The sequence below is a fragment of the Vibrio sp. JCM 18905 genome (assembly GCF_055393305.1).
The window spans coordinates 1,564,392-1,584,882 of the sequence record NZ_AP043879.1 but is presented as its reverse complement, the minus strand read 5'-3'; the positions used below and the strand labels follow the sequence as shown (position 1 = coordinate 1,584,882).

General features: G+C 42.5%; 17 protein-coding genes and 1 pseudogene. 8 read left to right on the top strand and 10 right to left on the bottom strand.

The window, feature by feature from the left end:
* Positions 1 to 81: 81 nt before the first annotated feature.
* Together ACZ5ZC_RS15460 and uspE are read left to right on the top strand one after the other, a co-directional pair.
* Positions 82 to 828, top strand: a complete 747-nt coding sequence (locus ACZ5ZC_RS15460) for an FNR family transcription factor (protein ID WP_005377497.1) — start codon at positions 82 to 84, stop codon at positions 826 to 828.
* Positions 829 to 1,008: 180 nt separating this feature from the next.
* On the top strand, positions 1,009 to 1,956 hold the full coding sequence (gene uspE / locus ACZ5ZC_RS15455) for a universal stress protein UspE (protein WP_053807422.1): 948 nt from the start codon (positions 1,009 to 1,011) through the stop codon (positions 1,954 to 1,956).
* Positions 1,957 to 2,093: 137 nt separating this feature from the next.
* On the opposite strand, the gene ttcA is transcribed toward uspE, so the two are convergent.
* The 4 genes from ttcA to ACZ5ZC_RS15435 form a co-directional block, all read right to left on the bottom strand.
* Positions 2,094 to 2,987: a tRNA 2-thiocytidine(32) synthetase TtcA gene (gene ttcA, locus ACZ5ZC_RS15450; RefSeq protein ID WP_005377502.1), complete on the bottom strand. Its 894-nt coding sequence runs from the start codon at positions 2,985 to 2,987 to the stop codon at positions 2,094 to 2,096.
* A 199-nt stretch (positions 2,988 to 3,186) separates the two neighbouring features.
* Positions 3,187 to 3,849, bottom strand: a complete 663-nt coding sequence (locus tag ACZ5ZC_RS15445; RefSeq protein ID WP_005396478.1) for a DUF2987 domain-containing protein — start codon at positions 3,847 to 3,849, stop codon at positions 3,187 to 3,189.
* A 13-nt stretch (positions 3,850 to 3,862) separates the two neighbouring features.
* Positions 3,863 to 4,699, bottom strand: a complete 837-nt coding sequence (locus ACZ5ZC_RS15440; RefSeq protein ID WP_031780554.1) for a glucosaminidase domain-containing protein — start codon at positions 4,697 to 4,699, stop codon at positions 3,863 to 3,865.
* Positions 4,692 to 5,489 (bottom strand): DUF2189 domain-containing protein, encoded by a 798-nt coding sequence (locus ACZ5ZC_RS15435; RefSeq protein WP_464932075.1) that lies wholly within the window; start codon positions 5,487 to 5,489, stop codon positions 4,692 to 4,694. Before ACZ5ZC_RS15435 ends, ACZ5ZC_RS15440 begins: the two co-directional genes overlap by 8 nt.
* A 401-nt stretch (positions 5,490 to 5,890) precedes the next feature.
* Here ACZ5ZC_RS15435 and potA point away from each other — a divergent pair, with 401 nt between their 5' ends.
* The 5 genes from potA (at position 5,891) to ACZ5ZC_RS15410 (ending at position 11,040) form a co-directional block, all read left to right on the top strand.
* Positions 5,891 to 7,006 carry a spermidine/putrescine ABC transporter ATP-binding protein PotA gene (potA, locus tag ACZ5ZC_RS15430; RefSeq protein ID WP_054867061.1) on the top strand — a complete coding sequence of 372 codons (1,116 nt, stop codon included), beginning with the start codon at positions 5,891 to 5,893 and terminating at the stop codon, positions 7,004 to 7,006.
* The gene (potB, locus tag ACZ5ZC_RS15425; RefSeq protein ID WP_012841831.1) at positions 6,987 to 7,847 is read left to right on the top strand and encodes a spermidine/putrescine ABC transporter permease PotB; all 861 of its coding nucleotides are present in this window, start codon (positions 6,987 to 6,989) and stop codon (positions 7,845 to 7,847) included. Before potA ends, potB begins: the two co-directional genes overlap by 20 nt.
* Complete coding sequence (potC, locus tag ACZ5ZC_RS15420) at positions 7,847 to 8,617, top strand: spermidine/putrescine ABC transporter permease PotC (protein ID WP_005396472.1); 771 nt, start codon at positions 7,847 to 7,849, stop codon at positions 8,615 to 8,617. Before potB ends, potC begins: the two co-directional genes overlap by 1 nt.
* Before the next feature lie 106 nt (positions 8,618 to 8,723).
* Positions 8,724 to 9,755, top strand: a complete 1,032-nt coding sequence (locus tag ACZ5ZC_RS15415) for an extracellular solute-binding protein (protein WP_012841832.1) — start codon at positions 8,724 to 8,726, stop codon at positions 9,753 to 9,755.
* A 247-nt stretch (positions 9,756 to 10,002) separates the two neighbouring features.
* Positions 10,003 to 11,040 (top strand): extracellular solute-binding protein, encoded by a 1,038-nt coding sequence (locus ACZ5ZC_RS15410; RefSeq protein WP_053807418.1) that lies wholly within the window; start codon positions 10,003 to 10,005, stop codon positions 11,038 to 11,040.
* Between the two features lie 90 nt (positions 11,041 to 11,130).
* Here the strand turns inward: ACZ5ZC_RS15410 and cobB are convergent, their stop codons facing one another.
* Positions 11,131 to 11,862, bottom strand: a complete 732-nt coding sequence (gene cobB / locus ACZ5ZC_RS15405; protein ID WP_054867062.1) for a Sir2 family NAD+-dependent deacetylase — start codon at positions 11,860 to 11,862, stop codon at positions 11,131 to 11,133.
* Positions 11,863 to 11,980: 118 nt separating this feature from the next.
* Between cobB and ACZ5ZC_RS15400 the strand changes: the two genes are divergently transcribed.
* Positions 11,981 to 12,154 (top strand): hypothetical protein, encoded by a 174-nt coding sequence (locus ACZ5ZC_RS15400; protein WP_012841833.1) that lies wholly within the window; start codon positions 11,981 to 11,983, stop codon positions 12,152 to 12,154.
* A 32-nt stretch (positions 12,155 to 12,186) separates the two neighbouring features.
* Here the strand turns inward: ACZ5ZC_RS15400 and ACZ5ZC_RS15395 are convergent, their stop codons facing one another.
* From ACZ5ZC_RS15395 to ACZ5ZC_RS15375, 5 genes and pseudogenes are all read right to left on the bottom strand, one after another.
* Positions 12,187 to 13,407 (bottom strand): ammonium transporter, encoded by a 1,221-nt coding sequence (locus ACZ5ZC_RS15395; RefSeq protein ID WP_464932074.1) that lies wholly within the window; start codon positions 13,405 to 13,407, stop codon positions 12,187 to 12,189.
* A gap of 342 nt (positions 13,408 to 13,749) precedes the next feature.
* Positions 13,750 to 13,860: pseudogene (locus ACZ5ZC_RS15390) on the bottom strand (immunity 49 family protein); the annotation flags it as partial.
* Between the two features lie 9 nt (positions 13,861 to 13,869).
* Complete coding sequence (locus ACZ5ZC_RS15385) at positions 13,870 to 14,376, bottom strand: ankyrin repeat domain-containing protein (protein ID WP_464932073.1); 507 nt, start codon at positions 14,374 to 14,376, stop codon at positions 13,870 to 13,872.
* Positions 14,377 to 15,087: 711 nt separating this feature from the next.
* On the bottom strand, positions 15,088 to 15,987 hold the full coding sequence (locus ACZ5ZC_RS15380; protein WP_054867066.1) for an immunity 49 family protein: 900 nt from the start codon (positions 15,985 to 15,987) through the stop codon (positions 15,088 to 15,090).
* A 17-nt stretch (positions 15,988 to 16,004) separates the two neighbouring features.
* The gene (locus ACZ5ZC_RS15375) at positions 16,005 to 20,375 is read right to left on the bottom strand and encodes an RHS repeat-associated core domain-containing protein (RefSeq protein ID WP_464932072.1); all 4,371 of its coding nucleotides are present in this window, start codon (positions 20,373 to 20,375) and stop codon (positions 16,005 to 16,007) included.
* Positions 20,376 to 20,491 lie beyond the last annotated feature (116 nt).

Below are 20,491 nucleotides of genomic sequence, written 5' to 3'. Positions count from 1 at the left end.
CTATTGAGGTGACATTTTTGCTACCCTTTAGGATTAAGCGATGCTAAAATATTGATGTATATCAAATAGTGAAAGGTTGTTATGATTTCTGAAAAACCTGCAACAAAGCGTATCCAATCAGGCGGTTGCGCCATTCATTGCCAAGATTGTAGCATTAGTCAGCTGTGTATCCCGTTCACTCTGAATGAGGCAGAACTTGATCAGCTTGACCAAATCATCGAACGTAAGAAGCCTATCCAAAAAGGACAAGAGCTTTTTAAGGCTGGTGACGAGCTAAAATCTCTGTACGCTATCCGCTCTGGTACCATCAAGAGCTATACGATCACAGAGCAAGGTGATGAGCAAATCACAGCGTTTCACTTGGCCGGAGACCTAGTTGGTTTCGATGCCATTACAGGTGACTCCCACCCTAGCTTTGCTCAAGCGCTTGAAACGTCGATGGTATGTGAAATCCCATACGAAATTTTAGACGACCTATCAGGTAAAATGCCTAAGCTTCGCCAGCAAATTATGCGTTTGATGAGTAACGAAATTAAAGGTGATCAGGAAATGATTTTGCTTCTTTCTAAAAAGAATGCAGAAGAACGTCTAGCGGCTTTCCTATACAACCTATCAACTCGTTTTTCTCAACGTGGCTTCAGCCCTAGAGAGTTTCGTTTAACGATGACTCGTGGTGATATTGGTAACTATCTTGGTCTTACAGTGGAAACAATCAGTCGCTTGTTAGGTCGTTTCCAGAAATCCGAGATCCTAAGTGTAAAAGGTAAATATATCACTATCTTAGACCACGATGCATTGATGGAACTTGCTGGTGTAACTAAAGAATAATACACCCCAATTATTGATGTAGCTCGAAAATGAGCTACATCATATTTCTCATAAATTCCTTTCGAAAGTCCTCAAAAAGTTACCCAAACTAAGCTACAGTAAAAATGTACGGTGAGTACTCCAAAATACTGATTTAATTTATATTCAGTATCTGGTTTTGCAATAGAAGTGGGCTTAGTTATGAGTATATACAGTAAGATCCTTGTTGTAGCTGACATCAATAATGATGAGCAGCCCGCACTTGCAAGAGCTGTTCAATTAGCTCAAAAAAGTGTATCTAGAAGCCGAATCACTTTCTTTTTATCCATTTACGATTTCTCTTATGACATGACGTCAATGCTATCAGTGGATGAAAGAGATGCTATGCGTCGAGGTGTTATCCATCAACGTGAGCAGTGGATGCGTAAAATTGCTCAACCTTATCTAAACGATGGCTTCGACTTTGATGTATGTGTTGTCTGGCACAACCGTCCTTACGAAGCAATTATCGCTGAGGTCTATGCAGGCAGCCATGACCTAGTCATTAAAGGCACACGTAAGCACGACGTGTTAGAATCTGTGATTTTCACTCCGACCGATTGGCACTTGTTACGTAAATGCCCTATCCCAGTACTTCTGATTAAAAATGCAGATTGGCCAGAACAAGCAAGCATTCTTGCCTCGGTGCACGTAGGCTCTGAAAATCCAACTCATATTGATCTCAACGATGCCATGGTCGAGCGACTAAAAGAAGTCACCACCCGACTGGATGCCAAACCATACCTTGTTAATGCGTATCCCGTTACACCGGCGAACATTACCATTGAACTTCCTGAGTTTGATCCAACGACTTATACCGATGCCGTTCGAGGTCATCACTTAACTGCGATGAAAGCATTACGCCAAAAACACGGCCTTGATGAAGAGCAAACGATTGTTGAGCAAGGCTTACCTGAAGATGTCATTCCAGCAGCAGCAGAGCGCTTGAATGCTGCAATGGTTATTTTAGGCACCACAGGGCGAACCGGGCTTTCTGCTGTCTTTATTGGTAATACAGCTGAGCACGTGATCGATAAAATAAATTGCGATGTATTGGCTCTAAAACCAAAAGGCTACATTAGTCCTCTTGATCCAAACACAGCAACCTAATCTCTCTTTAGCATTGCTATATTGAGCGCTTTCAAACAGACGCTAATAGATCCCCCTAATAAAGGGGGATTTTTGTTTGGGGACAGTTAAAGCGTTGAATACAAAAAAGGAGGTCTAATTGACCTCCTTTTTACGAGTTAGATGTTCGTAACATCGATGAACATTGATTCATCAATATTCGTCGAAGAAACGACAGCCTCATTAAATTCATACTCTTCGCGGTTACCTTCACGATCTAGCGGTAAGTTAACAAAGTCGAACAATTCGCGGTCTGCTAGTTGGCTTGGGCTTACGTTTTGAATTGATTTAAAAATCGCTTCCACACGCCCTGGCGTCTTCTTATCCCATTCAATCAACATTGCTTTTATAGATTGACGCTGAAGGTTCTCTTGAGAGCCACAAAGGTTACACGGAATAATTGGGAAATCCTTGTGCTCAGCGTATTTGATCAGGTCTTTTTCACGACAGTAAGTTAATGGACGAATGACCACGTTACGACCATCATCAGAGCGCAGTTTTGGTGGCATCGCTTTAAGGCGAGAGCCGTGGAACATATTCAAGAACATTGTTTCGACGATGTCATCCATGTGATGACCTAGCGCAAGCTTAGTTGCACCAATCTTCTCTGCAAATGAATACAGCGTACCACGTCGCAGGCGCGAACACAGACCACAAGTGGTTTTGCCTTCTGGTACCTTCTCTTTGACGACTGAATAAGTGTCCTTATCGACAATATAGTAAGGGATATTCAGTGTTTCGAAATACTCTGGCAGAATGTGCTCAGGGAAGCCCGGTTGTTTTTGGTCTAGGTTTACCGCAACCACTTCAAATTTGATCGGTGCGGCTTTTTGAAGATTCAGCAGGATATCAAGCATCGCGAATGAATCTTTACCACCGCTAATACATGCCATCACAACATCGCCTTCTTCGATCATGTTGTAATCAGTAATGGCATTTCCAACATGTCTTCTCAGGCGTTTCTGAAGCTTGTTGAATTCTAGGGTTTCTTTTCTTGTATCTATTTGGTTCATTGCGGGCTCTCACATCGCCGATAAATCGACTAGGACTTCCTAACATGGGTTTCTTTGGGGCGTGGATTATACGAGCTTTTTACGCAGGATTAAATGCTTGTCTTATTGAGACATTAAGAAAAGGACACGAAAGGTAGCTTAGTTACCGTCACAAATGAAAAAAGAGCCGCAATTGCAGCCCTTTCTAAACTCTCAGTGTTCACTTCTTTGCGTTAGGCAGATAAGGTAGCACTCGCATCGTCGGTTCTGGCAGTGTCATTGTGCCACCTTGCCCTATTTCACTTAGTGCGACTTGTATCTTGCCATTGACAATTGGCTTTTCGGTTCCGTTTGAGAAAATCACTTTATCATTCAGTTGATTTGCAAACTCCATCGTCACACCTTGAACTTCAGGTGTAAACCAACCCGCAAACATACCGCCTAAATCTTCCAACATCGTCTGCATTTGAGGTAGAAGAGGCTTAAGTTGCTCGTAAGAAACGTTACCCTGTAATGGTTCTTTGGTCATCACGACAAGTGAGTAATCGCAGCGAGTATCTTTTGGAGTATCGACAAAAACCAACGGATTCGCTGACTTTAAGTTTTTATCGACTGGCAGAGGCAACTCTTGTGAAGCAGGGATAACAAACTCTTCATAGTGCTCTTCTTTTTCCATCCAAGCTTTTTCTATTGTACAAATTTGCTTAGTTTTTGCGTCCACAAAGAAGACGCCAACTTTCACGTCGTCATGCCCTTCTTTATTGTTGTTTTTGAGTTGGGTGTATAACTTTGAGTATGTGAACATGTACTCTTGAGCTTGGGTTATTGGCGATACAAGAATTAGCGCCGCACTTCCCAATAGACTTAGGCTTAACTTTTTCATTTTATCCGTTATTTTATTGTGTCCAGTAGGCGTTATTATGACGAATCATAGCGCGAAGATCGTGTACATAAGCAATGCCACGTTCAGAATATGCTAGCAATCCATGAGTTAACTCTGACGCCGTTGCGACCGATAACAGGTCTTTGTTCTTTTCGGCTAGAGAAGCTCTGATTTCACGCAGTTCAGCATACGCTGGGTTTCGATTAACATTCATAAAGTAGCCATGAACCGACTGCTGTACAGAATCGAATTTTTCAACTTCATGAGCTTTGCCTGCGCCACGTTGCGCAGGAACAATTCCACAACCCTTTTTATAACACCATTGGCCGAACAAGTTGTTCGCTTGAGTGGCAAAACGAGAAGTGCCCCACGCAGATTCATTTGCTGCTTGAGTTAGAACCAGCGCTTCTGGTAAGACATTCACTCGCACAAGCATTTCTCCCAACCACGCGTGATCGACTTTGTTGTCGCTCAAAGGCAAAGAATACAGAGCCGCTAGTCGCTGAGCGTACTCTTCTTGCTCTTGAGTGATTTGTCCCACCTTTAAAGAAGTAAGAAACGCTCGTTCATGACGAATTCGTTGATTCTCAAGTGCTATTTTAGGCCTTAAGAAATCAAAAAACGCCGCTTTTTTCTCTTTAGTGTCTTTTATTGCGTTGAAGTCAGGGATATCACCAATGTGTGGCAAATGAGACAAATCGACATGCTTAATTGTCCCGGACAGCACATCAGGATTCTCAACATATTTAAACTGTTGCTCGTAGTGTAAATACGGTCCAATAGAAATGAAAGTGGCGGCTATACAGGTAGCCGCCACTCGTAAACTTATTGATTTTAAAGAATTAGGCATCAAACACCTGTGAGTTACCAACGTGATCATTGTCGTTTTTCTGTGTTGCAACGATCTTGAGCTTAATTCCAAACATTTCGCGGTAGAGTATGCCTTTCAAATGAAAGAAGAATGGCAACACAAAAATCAAGCCAATACCGTAGAACATCGCAGCGATAATAAACATCAACATCACGCCTAAGTAAAGCCCTGCGACGACAAAAATCTTCTTGTTAATAGCGCGAAGTGATAACAATAGCGCCTGCATTGGTGGCACTCTTTTTTCACAAATCAACAAGATAGAGTGACTAAACGCTAAAGAAAGATACAGGGACAGTAGAGGGAAGATCATACCAACTACGCCTTGCAGCATTAGGCTCATCAGCGTTGCTAGGATCACGGGAATAGTAAACTGCAGCCCTTTGCCTACATGGCGCAACTTAGTCTTTAGGCCCGCGATATGGCTCATGGCCATCAAGCTGATCCCTGCATAAATTGGGGCGCTGATCACCTCATAACTAAAGTTCGCGACATAAATAGAAGACACAATATCGTTAGTGAATGATTCTGGATTCTCAAATGCATCAAGAATAACGGTCAGATCACCCAACTGTAGTTGTAACGCGATATAGAAAATACCTAACTGGACAAAAAGCAATACAATAATAGCGGGAGAAAAGGATAAAAAGTGCTGGATGGTTGCTCGCCAAGCTTCATTGAAAACAGCCCCAGCTTTAAGCTCGTAGTTGCCAGACAAAGCTCGCTCTACACTCCCCCCAAGATTGAAATCTTTCTCAAAATCGTCGTTCATAGTTTATCCAAGATTAACTTGTAAAATTTTCACTGGAATTCCAGTCAATTAATGTGGCCGTTATTATAAAGAAATCTTTCCACATCTAACATCACAACTCACGTACTATCCTTGCAATCTCAACTGTATGGTTGATAATTAACCACTCTCAAAGTTATGAAATTGAAAACAATTATTGAACAGAGCTTAGTGCTATCAAACTGTGTTTAAATTCCAATTAATCTTATAAAAACAGTATGGTAAGGAATGATGACTTTTGCCTGCAAAATTTTTTCTGTTTCAAGATAAGAAAATGCTTTAATTTCACAATTTTGGTGATTATGATGCGCGCCTCAAAAGTGAATGGCTAGTGTCACATCAGCTGGGATTATCCCAGCTTGAACGTGGGGGAAATACAGACGTTGAACGCAAAACCGCAAGCAGGAAAGCCAGTTATTCGTTTATCTGGTATTAGTAAAAGTTTCGATGGTAAGGAAATCATCGGTAATTTAAATCTGGATGTTAATCATGGTGAGTTTCTGACGATTCTTGGGCCTTCTGGTTGTGGTAAAACGACAGTTTTACGAATGATCGCTGGTTTTGAAGCGGCGGATAACGGTCAAATCATTTTGGATGACCAAGATGTAACACAGGTTCCTGCTGAGCAGAGACACGTCAACACGGTATTTCAAAGTTACGCACTGTTTCCACACATGACCGTTTTTGACAATGTCGCTTTTGGTCTTCGTATGCAGAAAACGCCTGTAGCAGAGATTGAACCAAGAGTAATGGAAGCATTACGCATGGTTCGTCTAGAAAAAATGGCACAGCGTAAACCGCACCAACTTTCTGGTGGCCAGCAACAGCGTATCGCAATTGCTCGTGCAGTCGTTAATAAACCAAAAGTACTTCTGCTCGATGAATCGCTATCGGCGCTGGACTACAAGTTGCGTAAACAAATGCAGATCGAGTTGAAGCAGCTTCAGCGTCAACTTGGTATTACCTTTATCTTTGTAACACACGACCAGGAAGAAGCCCTATCGATGTCAGACCGCATTATCGTGATGCGTGATGGCGTTATCGAACAAGATGGCTCTCCGCGTGAGATTTACGAAGAGCCTAAGAACCTGTTTGTTGCTCGCTTTATTGGTGAGATCAACGTATTCAATGCAACCATGCTAGAGCGCATCGATGACAAACGCATCCGCGCAGAAATTGAAGGTGTTGAATCCGTCGTTTACTACGATAAGGAAGCACAGAAAGGCGACAAACTACAAGTACTACTTCGCCCTGAAGACTTACGTATCGAAGAAATCAAAGAGTCTGAAGAAAAAGGCATTGTTGGTCACGTAACTGAGCGTACTTATAAAGGTATGACGTTAGATTCTGTTATCCAATTGGATTCAGGTATGCGTGTAATGGTAAGCGAATTCTTTAACGAAGATGATCCTGATGTGGACCACTCACTTGGCCAGAAAGTCGCTATCACTTGGGTTGAGAGCTGGGAGGTAGTACTCAATGATAAGCAAGAAGATTAATCTTCAGAACGCGATCATTGCCTTAATCGTAGGCTGGCTAACACTGTTTGTGTTGGTACCAAACGTGATGATTATTGGTACCAGTTTCCTAACGCGTGATGAAGCAAACTTAATCGAAATGACATTCACTTTCGACAACTACTTGCGTCTGCTGGACCCACTGTATGCGAAAGTGCTGATGCACTCGTTCTACATGGCAATTGTGGCAACGTTGTTGTGTTTAGTCATTGGATACCCGTTTGCTTATATCGTAGCGAAAATGCCTGAAAAATGGCGTCCGTTTATGCTGTTTTTGGTGATCGTACCATTTTGGACGAACTCTTTGATTCGAACTTACGGACTGAAGATTGTTCTCGGTACACAGGGCATTTTGAACAAGTCGCTGATGGCAATGGAAATCATCGACAAGCCGTTGCGTATTATGTATACCGAAACGGCTGTAATGATTGGTCTTGTATACATCCTACTTCCTTTCATGATTCTGCCGCTTTACTCGGCAATCGAGAAGTTGGACAACACTTATATCGAGGCAGCAAAAGACCTCGGTGCGAACAAGCTCCAAACCATTACTAAAGTAATTCTACCTCTGACAATGCCTGGCATTATCGGTGGCTGTTTGTTGGTTCTACTACCTGCGCTGGGTATGTTCTACATCTCAGATCTTCTAGGCGGTGCGAAGAACCTACTGATTGGTAACGTAATTAAGAGCCAAGTATTGAATGCTCGTGATTGGCCATTTGGTGCTGCAACCAGTATCGCCCTCACCTTCGCAATGGCGGTCATGCTTTACGCTTACTACCGAGCAGGAAAATTATTGAATAAGAAAGTGGAGCTAGACTAATGGGACGCACAGTTAGATTTAGCTTTATGGCTTTGGTTTATGCATTTTTGTATCTGCCAATCGTTGTACTAATCGTAAACTCATTTAACGCCAATAAATTTGGTATGAAATGGGGTGGTTTCACCACGAAATGGTATGAAACCCTAGTCAACAACGACAGCCTAATGCAGGCTGCATGGCACTCATTGAACGTGGCGGTATTTTCTGCAACAGCGGCTACTATTATTGGTAGCTTAACAGCTGTTGCCCTATTCCGTTACTCGTTCAAAGGCAAAGGTGCTGTAAACGGCATGCTGTTTGTCGTAATGATGTCTCCAGATATTGTCATGGCGATTTCATTACTTGCTCTGTTCCTAGTATTAGGCGCACAGCTGGGCTTCTTTACTCTATTGATTGCCCACATCACCTTCTGTTTGCCATTTGTGGTGGTAACCGTATACAGCCGCTTAAATGGCTTCGATGTGAAGATGTTGGAAGCAGCAAAAGATCTTGGCGCAAGTGAATGGGTTATCTTAAAGCAGATCATCCTTCCTCTTGCAAAACCAGCAGTTGCGGCAGGCTGGCTGCTTAGCTTTACCCTGTCTCTGGACGACGTAATTATTAGTTCGTTCGTAACAGGTCCAACGTATGAAATCCTACCATTGAAAATTTACTCGATGGTTAAGGTGGGTATTTCACCGGAAGTGAATGCTCTTGCAACGGTCATGTTGGTGGTTTCTTTAATTCTTGTCGTAATTTCTCAGTTGCTCGCAAGAGAAAAAGTAAAGTAAAATCCACATCCGTTAACATCACGAAACAGAATGGTTACATGCCATTCTGTTTTTCTATCTACCGTCCAAAATGATTTGGACAACGTTTGGTTTGGAGCTAACGTCAATGAAAAAATGGGCTACTCTATTAGCTGGTAGTGCATGTGCGCTTTCTCTGTTCTCAGGTTCAGCGGCAGCGGACGATAAAGAATTGGTATTTATGAACTGGGGGCCTTACATCAACAGTAATATCCTAGAGCAATTTACCAAAGAAACTGGTATCAAAGTGATCTACTCGACTTACGAGTCGAATGAAACTTTGTACGCAAAGCTAAAAACTCATAATCAAGGTTATGATCTAGTGGTACCTTCAACGTACTTTGTAGCAAAAATGCGCGATGAAGGTATGCTACAAAAGATCGATAAGACTAAGCTGAAAAACTTCGGCAACCTAGATAAGAACTATCTAGACAAGCCTTACGATCCAAATAACGACTACTCTATTCCACACGTTGTTGCGATTACAGGTCTAGCGGTTAACGCAGATATGTACGATCCAAACGACTTCCAAAGCTGGGCAGATCTATGGAAGCCTGAGCTTGAAGGTCAAGTAATGCTGATGGACGACACTCGTGAAGTCTTCCACATCGCACTTCGTAAACTCGGCTATTCAGGTAACTCAAAAGACCCTAAACAAATCGATGAAGCGTACGCTGAGCTACAAAAGTTGATGCCAAACGTTCTAGTTTTCAACTCTGACAATCCAGGCGCACCTTACATGTCTGGTGAAGTGGGCGTTGGTATGCTTTGGAACGGCAGCGCTGCAGCTGCTCAAAATGAAGGCCTAAACCTTAAACTCGTATTTCCTAAAGAAGGCGGTATCGGTTGGGTTGATAACTTCGCTATCTCTTCCGGTGCGAAGAATGTAGAAGCAGCTCACAAGATGATCGACTTCCTACTACGTCCAGAAATCGCAGAGCAAATCTCACGTGATACTGGTTACTTAACAGCGGTAGAGGAATCGAACGCTAAGTTTAAAGATGTTGCACCGCTATTTCCTTCTCAAGAAGATCTTGATCGAGTGGAATGGCAAGATGCGGTTGGTGATCTAACCGTTAAGTACGAAGATTACTTCCTAAAGCTGAAAGCGGGACAGTAATCGAGCTTGTGTAACAAGTCATCGACTAAAAGAAAATAGGCAGCAATACGCTGCCTATTTTTGTAATTGACTGATATAATTATGCGTTGCTAGGTTTATCTGGCTCGATGTCTAGTTTTATCTTCTCACAAAGCGGAGATACAGCCCTCGAGCTAAATAAACAGATTTGTGCTTACTGCGATTTGGATCAACTTGATAACTCCAGCTAGTATTGACTTGTCCAATCGCGAAACAAAACGGAAAACAAATGAAAAGTAAATTCTACGCAAGCGCTCTATGTGCAGCGACGCTCATCGCTACCCCTGCAATGGCTGCTGATCAAGAACTGTATTTCTACAACTGGTCGGAATACATTCCAAACGAAGTTCTTGAAGACTTTACAAAAGAAACTGGAATCAAAGTTATTTACTCTACATATGAATCTAACGAGAGTATGTACGCAAAACTTAAAACCCAAGGTTCTGGTTACGACTTGGTAGTACCGTCTACCTATTTCGTCTCAAAAATGCGTAAAGAAAGCATGCTGCAACAGATCGACAAAGAGAAATTGTCTCATTTTGCCGATCTTGATACTAACTTCCTTAACAAACCGTTCGATCCGAACAACAACTACTCTATCCCTTACATTTGGGGTGCGACTGGTATTGGTATCAATGCTGACATGCTAGACAAATCGTCTGTTACTAAGTGGGATGATTTTTGGGATAGCAAGTGGGAAGGTCAACTAATGCTAATGGATGATTCTCGCGAAGTATTCCACATTGCATTGACTAAACTTGGTTACTCACCGAACACCACTAACCCAGATGAAATCAAAGCGGCTTATGAAGAGTTGAAGAAACTAATGCCAAACGTATTAGTATTTAACTCAGACTTTCCTGCAAACCCTTACCTAGCGGGTGAAGTTTCACTTGGTATGCTTTGGAACGGTTCTGCTTACATGGCTCGTCAAGAAGGCGCGAACATCGACATCATCTGGCCAGAAAAAGGAACGATCTTCTGGATGGACAGCCTGGCAATTCCAACTGGCGCGAAGAACGTTGATGCGGCTCATAAGATGATTGACTTCTTACTTCGCCCAGAAAACGCAGCTAAGATCGCACTAGAAATTGGTTACCCTACTCCAGTAAAAACGGCACACGAACTGCTACCGAAAGAATTTGCTAACGATCCAAGCATTTTCCCACCACAAGAAGTGATGGACAGCGGTACTTGGCAAGATGAAGTTGGCGAAGCGAGCGTAATGTACGATGAGTACTTCCAAAAGCTAAAAGTGAACAACTAATTCGTTAGTTTTAAAGATATGAAAAAGCGGCTCATGAGCCGCTTTTTTTGTTCTTAATGACAAGACAAAAGCTCTCCTCTGTGAGAATTATTACGCTCTTTCTTTTCCTTCTAGAGCCAGTATCTCGTCAACTAATTTTGGAACCTCGACGCTTGCTTTTCCATAGCGTTTTTCCTCAAATTCACTTTCTACCGCACTAGGCTCGAGGTTAATTTCGATGGTGTGCGCGCCATGCATTTTTGCATCATGAACAAAACCTGCTGCGGGATATACGACGCCAGAAGTCCCGATAGAAATAAATAAATCTGCTTCTTCTAATGCTGCGTAGATATCCCCCATTCGTAGTGGCATTTCACCAAACCAAACAATATGTGGTCGCATTTGTGAAGGGATCTGACAGCAATGACAAAGCTCACCAGTCTTAATGTCTTCACTATGTTCTATAACTTGGTTTGATTCACTGCATCTCGCTTTTAAAAGCTCACCGTGCATATGAATGACGTTATGGCTGCCGCCTCTTTCGTGAAGGTTGTCTATATTTTGAGTGATGACCGTCACTTTACCTTCTAACTCGGTTTCTAGGTGGCCCAGTGCCTTATGCGCGGCATTCGGCTGTATCGCATTGTCTTGAAGTTTCTTGCGGCGTTGGTTGTAAAAGTCTTGAACAAGGTCCGGATCGCGAGCAAACCCTTCAGGTGTTGCTACATCTTCAATACGGTGATTCTCCCAAAGGCCATCTTGCGCACGAAATGTTTGAATACCAGATTCGGCCGAGATACCTGCACCAGTAAGTACTACAATATTTCTATAAGGGAAATTCATAACTCATCCTTGCTGTTTTTTCATTAGCTTAACACTGAAAGAATAGCAACAGTAGTAATATGGATTAGACCATGGTCGTAATGGTCACTATTAGAATTACAATTTAAGAGGAACAGCAATGAGACAAGTATCTCTAGCGCTTATATTACTTACGACTTTAGCAGGTTGCCAACTAACCAATGTTGAAGGCGAAGTGGACGACGTAAAAGTAAGAGTCAGCACCAATGACGATAACCATCGTGGTAATGGAGATTTCTGTCCCCCTGGCCAAGCAAAAAAAGGCAATTGCTAAAAGAGCGGCTTTACGCCGCTCCCATATTGGCCTCAATCCTCGTTGGTCGAAGATATTTTATGAATGGCTAGGTCAGCGCCATTGAATTCGTCTTCTTCTGAAAGCCTTAGTCCCATACTGGTATTAATCGCGCCGTAGACTGCAAGTGCCCCAAGTACAGCGATGGAAATGCCCAAAAGCGTTCCTAGAAGCTGAACGATAATGCTCACGCCACCTAGCCCACCCAACGCGCTTTGACCAAAGATCCCCGCAGCAATACCACCCCAAGCGCCACATAAACCGTGTAAAGGCCAGACACCCAACACATCATCAATCTTGGTTTTGTTTTGTAGGTAGGTAAAAAGATAAACAAATAGCACGCCAGCAATCGCACCTGTCACTAAAGCACCGATAGGATGAATTAAGTCTGAACCCGCACATACAGCAACCAAGCCAGCCAGTGGGCCATTATGAATAAAGCCGGGGTCATTCTTACCAGCCAACAATGACGCGACAATGCCTCCGACCATTGCCATCAATGAGTTCATAGCCACCAAGCCACTTATGCCTGACACGGTTTGAGCTGACATGACGTTGAAGCCAAACCACCCCACACATAAGATCCAAGCTCCCAAAGCCAAAAACGGAATATTCGAAGGTGCAAAGTTGGTATGCTTTCCTGCTCGAACTCTGCCTTTTCTCATGCCCAAAAACACAACGGCAACCAACGCTATCCAGCCGCCAACACCATGTACAACGACCGAACCTGCAAAGTCGTGAAAGCCATAACCAAAGGTATTTTCAAACCAAGCTTGAACACCAAAGTTTCCGTTCCAGATCATTCCCTCAAATAACGGGTATACGATGCCGACAGTAAAAAATGTTGCGATTAGAATCGGATAAAAACGAGCTCGTTCTGCGATACCACCTGAAACAATAGCGGGAATCGCTGCAGCGAAGGTCAGCAAGAAAAAGAACTTCACCAACTCGTAACCATTGCCTTGAGATAATGTCTCTGCATCAGCAAAGAAGGTGCCGCCATAAGCGACCCAGTATCCAATGAAAAAATACGCAATGGCGGAAATACCGAAATCGGCCAAGATTTTAACTAAAGCATTAACTTGGTTCTTTTGGCGCACGGTTCCTACTTCAAGAAAAGCAAAACCAGCATGCATCAAAAAAACCATGATTGCGCCAAGTAGTAAGAAAAGTGTGTCGGAACTTTGCGTGAGAGTTTGTACAGCGCCGTGTACCTGATTGGCAGTTACACTCATTATAATTGTCTCCGTTGATCTGTAGCGCACTTATCCTGTGCATCTAAGTTAGGCTCATCACCAATTTGGTGAACTTGATTTATAGAGCGTCTAACAGAGCAATTCTCATTCCATAATTTATATTTCTAACACTTACGATTTAATTTATTGTTTTGTATGAACTTTAATAAAATTAGGCATTCTTAAAATGGCGCTTAACACGCTAATAAGTGCACCAATATGGTTTTAGTGCACCAATATAAAGCGCACCATATAACTCAACAAACAGCAAACTTTCTACGATAAACGTAAAAGCCACCCCATGAGAGGTGGCTTATATACGGAATTGCTAACTAAAGGGGTTTATCGAGTGATCTTCCCTGCTTTTACATCTTCTAGCCAACGCCCTTCAACAAGATAGGGTGGAAGCCAACCGGTTTCAACAGATAGACGGTTGCCTTTGTCGTACCATATTAACTTCTACTAAGCGTGCCTATTGTGCTCTTTAATCATTTCTGCGATTTCCTTGCGTCCCCACTCATAAGTAAACGCTATAGCGTCCATGTCTTTCATAGAGTTACCAGTATATTTAACCTTTGTATCTATACCAGCTTTTAGTAATAGCTCCACAATATTTTTATGACCTGCATGGATCGCAGCAAACAATGGGTTGCGGTCTGGTTCAGATGTATCCATCACTGCATTTCTTTCTAGAAAATAGGTAAGTAAGTCTAAATGACCTTCATATGCAGCTGTATTTAAAGGAGTTACACCTGAAGGCCCCCCCTTAACATTTACATCAATACCTAGATTCACCAGAAGCTCTACAATTTTATCTTGCCCTTGCTCCGTTGCGATATGCAACCAAGAACCCAGAGGCGTAATTAGATGAAGTAATTTGTCATCTCCTGAGAGAATTTTTTCAACCTCACTCACGTCACCGGATCTAATCGCGGCCATTACATCTTTTGCGCTGTATTCACCGGCCATCTTTATCTCCTCTCAGCTGCGGTTTTAACCAGTAATTTTAAAGCATTAACTATATCACCGCGTTTACCCAACATTTATCTGTCACTTTAAGAGTATCAACAACCTGCCGCAACGCATAAATATCATACTGACCTTCAATCCGATTTGGAGCCCACACTAAGTTCTCGTGGTCAAATATTGGATAAGTTCCATACTGTCTCAAAAGAATTTAACCTTCAACAACGAGAGCTGTTGCTCTGAACCTAGCCCCTTTTTGAAGAATATATGATGAGCATGTGGATCAGGCATATCTGTAGGAGGTGGACCAGCAACAGATTTTAAATATGCGCCAAAATCAAAGGCATCATCTGAGTTCTTGGTCTCGAATAACAAGCCTTGTAAAATTCGCAAACTGTCACTTTGCTCCAAAGATGTTTTCGTCCTTGATTTTCTGCGATAGCGTGTGTTAACAAAACCCTCTATCTTGAAGACATAATGGACTTAGGCCTACTATCATCTGAACAATTGATATGACGATAAAAAGTAATTTTGTTCTTCTCGCAATCAATATGGTTTAAATCGTGCTCATATCGAATATGATTTTTAACTTTGGGTTTTCGGATAATGCCACCAATTATGGGTCGTTCAACAAACAACAAGCTCCCCACCCTAAACGTAAAAGCCACCTCAAGATAGAGATGGCTTATATGCTGAATTGCTAACTAAAGGAGTTTATCGAGAGATCTTCCCGGCTTTTACTTCTTCTAGCCAACGTCCTTCAACGAGATAGGGAGGAAGCCAACCAGTTTCAACTGATAAACGGTTGCCTTTGTCGTACCACATACAAGCCATGCCAAGCAGAGGGAAGTTAATAAAAGTTCGGATGCCTATCCTATCTGGTCCTAATTCTCTAAGATGATATTTCTCTTGAAACTGTAGGTTTTTAACGAGCACTTCCTCAAAATCATAACCAATATTAGTAGTGAGCGCTGCGAAGGTTTCTAGGATCCCCATCGCAATTTCTAACGCCCAGTTATCCCCTTGAGCTACCGCTGCGTCCATTGCTGCAACCAACTTATCAGGATAATCTGATGTGCGGTTGTGGAACGACTGAATTACGTCTACTAGCATATAAGACAGCTCACCCGCTTTGGTAGAGCTCTGTCTCATCAAAGAAATCGGAAAGTTTGCCAACACATCCATGCTAGCTTTGTCACGGACGATGACAGAGGTAAAATAGGCATCTAACCACATTGAAGGACAAATGAAGCCTGTTTTTAAAATACCTTCGCCCTTCCATGTTACTTCAGGATAGTCGAGGATCTTTATGGTTAATTCATCACTGGGATGTATTGCAAGGCTATGATAACAAGCACTCATCAACGAAGTTTCGTAAAGGCGTAATGTACAAATTTTTTCGTCTTCACATGAAGCTTGATACCACGTAAACCAGCGCACTTGCTCGAATGCATAATCTCCAAAGCTAATCAAGTTCTCTCGCCTAATTTTGAGCCCTTCTTTTCTTTTATCTAAGATTCGATTGATATAATCTTTCTCAGAAGCAATGCTATTATCATCTAACTTGGGCCTTGCTGTACGCTCTATAATTTTGACTGGCTTTTTACCTTGCATTGTTGAACTAACCCTTCTTAATCAATTTTAAACTCAGCTATTCCTACTTTTATATCTGATGCATCACCTGTTTCCGGAATACTCGCCTTGGTGTGAATATACCGTATCGGAATACCGAATGAAGATGCATCTCTGATTTTTTTCGCAGCTATTTTTTCTGTCGTTTCATCTTCGTTTTCAGACATTAGCTTAGTGATTTCTTCAGCATATTTACTAGTCCCTTGCTGATACGCTTCGTTTCCAATTTTTCTACTACCCAAAGGACTGCTCCCCCCTTTGGCCTCAACAATGATAATTTCACCTGGTGGTGGCTCTTCCACCTCGTAAACCATATCAAAGTCGCCCGGCTTCGAAATTGAGGTTCCAATATCTTTGGGATGAAGCAGCTTAGCATTAGGACGTTTACTCCGGACAAAGTCATCCGCGGCAAGCTCACCAATTTTTGCAGACTGTTGGTTAATATTGCCAATTTGAGCGTTATATCCCTCTTCGCCAGTTCGGGCGTCCATTGCCTCTTGACGCTCTTTCAAGCATTCATCAATTTTTGCTTTGTTTTTTTCTGTTAGCTCATAATCACTCATATTGAGTTCTGAGTTTTCTTTATACTCTGCTTTATTCAGCACAAGATCTTCAGTGAAGATCGTACAACCTTCATCTCCACCGACTTTCTCTGAGTCAAAAACATGCGCATTGACAAATTCCTCAATCCCAACAACATACTGAACTTCGTGCCTGCTGCCATCTGAATGATTGATATGACGATAAAAAGTAATTTCATTTTTCTCGCAATCAATATGGTCTAAATCGTATTCATATCGAATATTGTTTTTACCATTGGGTTTTCGGATTTTGACTTGCGAGCGAACGCCATCTTCTCCGACAGATGACTCTTTTGCTGCCTCTAAAATCTGATCGCAAACCTCTTGAGGGACGTTGTTTTGCGCCTGATACTCAGCCAGCATTTGCTGCAAGCGTTTTAGCCCTTCTTCACACAAGAAGCCTGTTGGATCAATCCACTGGATAGGGTTGACTGCATATTGGTAATGGTTAATGCCACCAGCAATAGATATCGGATCTTGTTGGATAAAGCGTCCTAGCTTAGGATCGTAATACCGAGCGAGGTTGTAGTGTAAGTCGGTTTCTTGATCGAAGTACTGCCCTTGAAAACGCAGTGGATTTACTACTTTTTCAATATGTACATGAGCAAAACCGTGAGCATCGTAACTTGCACTCCATACAACATTCCGTTCGCAATCGATTAGTCGCTCTGGCTTACCAATTTGATCGCACTGGTACCAATAAATAACGTCATTCTCTAACAGTGCCACTGGCGTGTAGGTTTCTGGTTGATATAGGTACCAGCGGAAAGCACCTGAAGAGCGTTCACCAATTAAACGTTCACCTTCCCACAGGAACTCCGTAACGCCTTGTTCTGTAATTTTCTTCGTTCTGCGCCCTAATGCATCATATTCATATTGACTGATACCATCGTCGGTGTGAACTTCAATGAGCTGATTTAACGCATCAAATACGCGAGTCTGAACGTGTCCTTGCCCCTCACGTTTTGTCTGATTTCCTTGCGCGTCATATTTGAACCGGACATCATCGTGTACTTCAATACGATCAGCGAATACCTCTGAAGATGGCAAAGTAGGATTGCCAAAACTATCGTATTCAAATTTAGTCACTTCTCCGGAAGCATTGACTCGTTTCAGTTGCCCTAAGGCATCGTACTGATAGTGCGTTGCTCCTGCCGTATTATCAATGATTGATGAAATACGGTTTTGCGCATTGTAAACGTACTTTTTCTCTCTATCTGGCCAATGTTGTTCAACCAAACGACCAACACCATCATAAATGATGCGCTCATTAAAATGTGCCGTTTCAATTTGGGAAACTCGTCCCATTTCATCGTAATGAAATTTGATTTGAGGTAAATCTAGGTTTCCAAACCGAATCGCTGAAAAACGCCCATATCGATCGTAAGAGAAGTTCAGCTCCGTATTATCTGGCAGTACCTGAGATACGCGTTGGCCAACTCTGTTAAACTCCTGCGCTATCTCAAACTGACCTTGAAGGCGCTTTGTTAAATGCCCGAATGAAGAGTATTGGTATTGCAATGTTTGATGGCGATTGGATGCGAAAGTAAGTCGCCCACCAAACGTATAATTGAAGTGGTTCTCTACAATACTGCTACCATTTCCTGCTTTGACGTGCTTGAGATAACCCGCAGCGTCATAGCGGTACAGCACGGTCCTATCGGCGACTTGCTTACGATGGATGCGCCCCATATCGTCATAATCAAATTGGCTTTGTAGATTATCAAACCCAACAGTTCCTGATAGCTGGCCTTCATCGTCATACAGGAATTCGAATTCTAAGCCGTCACTCCGAACTAATTTAGTCAGGTTACGTTGTTGATCGTATTCATAAGAAATATGGCTGCCATCGGGGAAGATGACTGCTTCTTGTTGCGCGAGTGCTCCCCACTGATACGAGGTAATGCCTGCTGGCGTTCGAATCTGAGCAACACGGCTGTGCTCATCGTAAGAATATTCTTCGCTATAACCGACTTTGTCTTCGTCGTTAAAATAACGAACTGATGTACGCCTGCCAAATTGATCATAAGCGAGTTGAGCAATACACCCATCGGGATAAGCGACGCCATTCACTAGATCTTCTTCGTTATAGCTGTAACGAAGTAATGTACCGTCTATTTCATTCGCGATAAGTCTTTGTTGTTCATCCCACCACCACTGACTTTTCTTACCATCTTCAGACTCTTTTTTGACGACTTGACCGTGTTTATCGTAATCATATTCCGTGACACAGCCGAACTGATCGGTATCCCAAACTCTTTGACCGAGGCTATTGTAGTAAGCCTTCTCGATATCCCCGTCAGGTGAAACCGTTTTAACTAACTTACCTAAGCCGTCATAACCATATTGAATTTCTTTGCCAGAGGAATGAAACTTAGAAACTAATTGACCATGCTGATTATATTGATAATTGACCGTTGACTGATCAGGATAGATAGCTTGTGCTTTTCGTCCTAATTCATCATATTGCCATCGCCAAGTTTTACCGGTGGGGCTTATTTTCTCGAGTAAGTTACCCTGCTCGTCATGCAAGAAAGACCATTGATGATCTAACGAGTCAGAATAAGAAGAATGATTTCCCTGATAATGGAAGCGATAGTCATAAATTCCTGCGTCCCCAACGTTCCTGATGCATTTCGCGTTAGCACCTTCGCCATCCCATTCAAAATAATGAGTAAAGCCAGTTGGTCGTACACGCTTAACAATTAAATGGCCGCGGTATTGATACTGTTCCTTCAAGCCCAAATGATTAGTTGCACTGACCAAATCATCGTGCTCATCATAGGTATAAGTTGTCAGAACTTTTTGGGACTTTGCATTAAGCAGTTCTACAAGGCGTCCTTGCTTATCATATTGACATTCAAGAACCGGACGCTTGTTGTATGCAATCTCGATCAATCGATGGTTTCGAGAATACTGCAGTTGAAACGTTGAAAACGTGCCATTTCTGACTTGTTTAACAAGCCAACGATCATCTTTCTGTTCAAATCGATATTGATGCCCATTAGCAAGCGTCACGATCCGAGTTGCTGAATTTAGGAAATAACAGCTCGCACCAGCATATATCTGGTAACTTGTTGCTCCAATATCTACTGGCTCAAATTCTGTGATATCTGCCTTATCGTCAACAAACTTCCAAGCGATAACATTGTCTTTCTCGTCGGTCTTCTCGTGCAATTCAAACTGAAATGCATGTCGCCAACCAAAGCCCATTCCATGATTTACATCCGACTGCGAAGAGCGGTAATTACGCTGCCAAGTAGTGCCTTGTTGTAGCTCGATATCATAGAGTTCGAGAATTTCTTCACCCGTAACAAGTGATACAGGGTCACCGGCTTTCTCATGTTTTTCGCTGCTTTGTTGCTGAGGCTTGGCGGATGCGGCACTTCTTCCACTCTTTTTATTCGACTTCCCCTTTCCCTTCGATGGTTTTGCATTGACGGTATTTTGAGCCGGTGGAGGCGTAACCGCTGACGAGAGTGCGTAGTTTTCTCCAGTCGGTAAAATTCGAGCGACATGCAAGTCACCGTTCACCAAAGCATTGGCAAACGTTGAATTATAGTGTTGGGAAGTAAGCTCATCGTCAGGTATGTTTGGCTTGAATTGACCAATCAAATAGAACAAGTCTTCGACAGAGCGAAGGTCAAGCTCACCAAAGCTCTCAAGAAACTCTATTGCCTCTTGTTTGGTCACGAATGTTTTAGGTTCGCCGCTAGTAAGTAACTGACCTGAGAAGTGATAGCTTTCGCCAAAGCGATTCGTGATAGGAATGACGAATTGAGGGATCATAGCCGTAACGTGTTTGTCCTTTTCTTACCTTGCCGCATCATTTAATGCTCGTTTCGCTCTTTTTATTTGTGAGAGCAAGATGCCTTAATCAAACACCCTCCGATAGAGATTCCTCT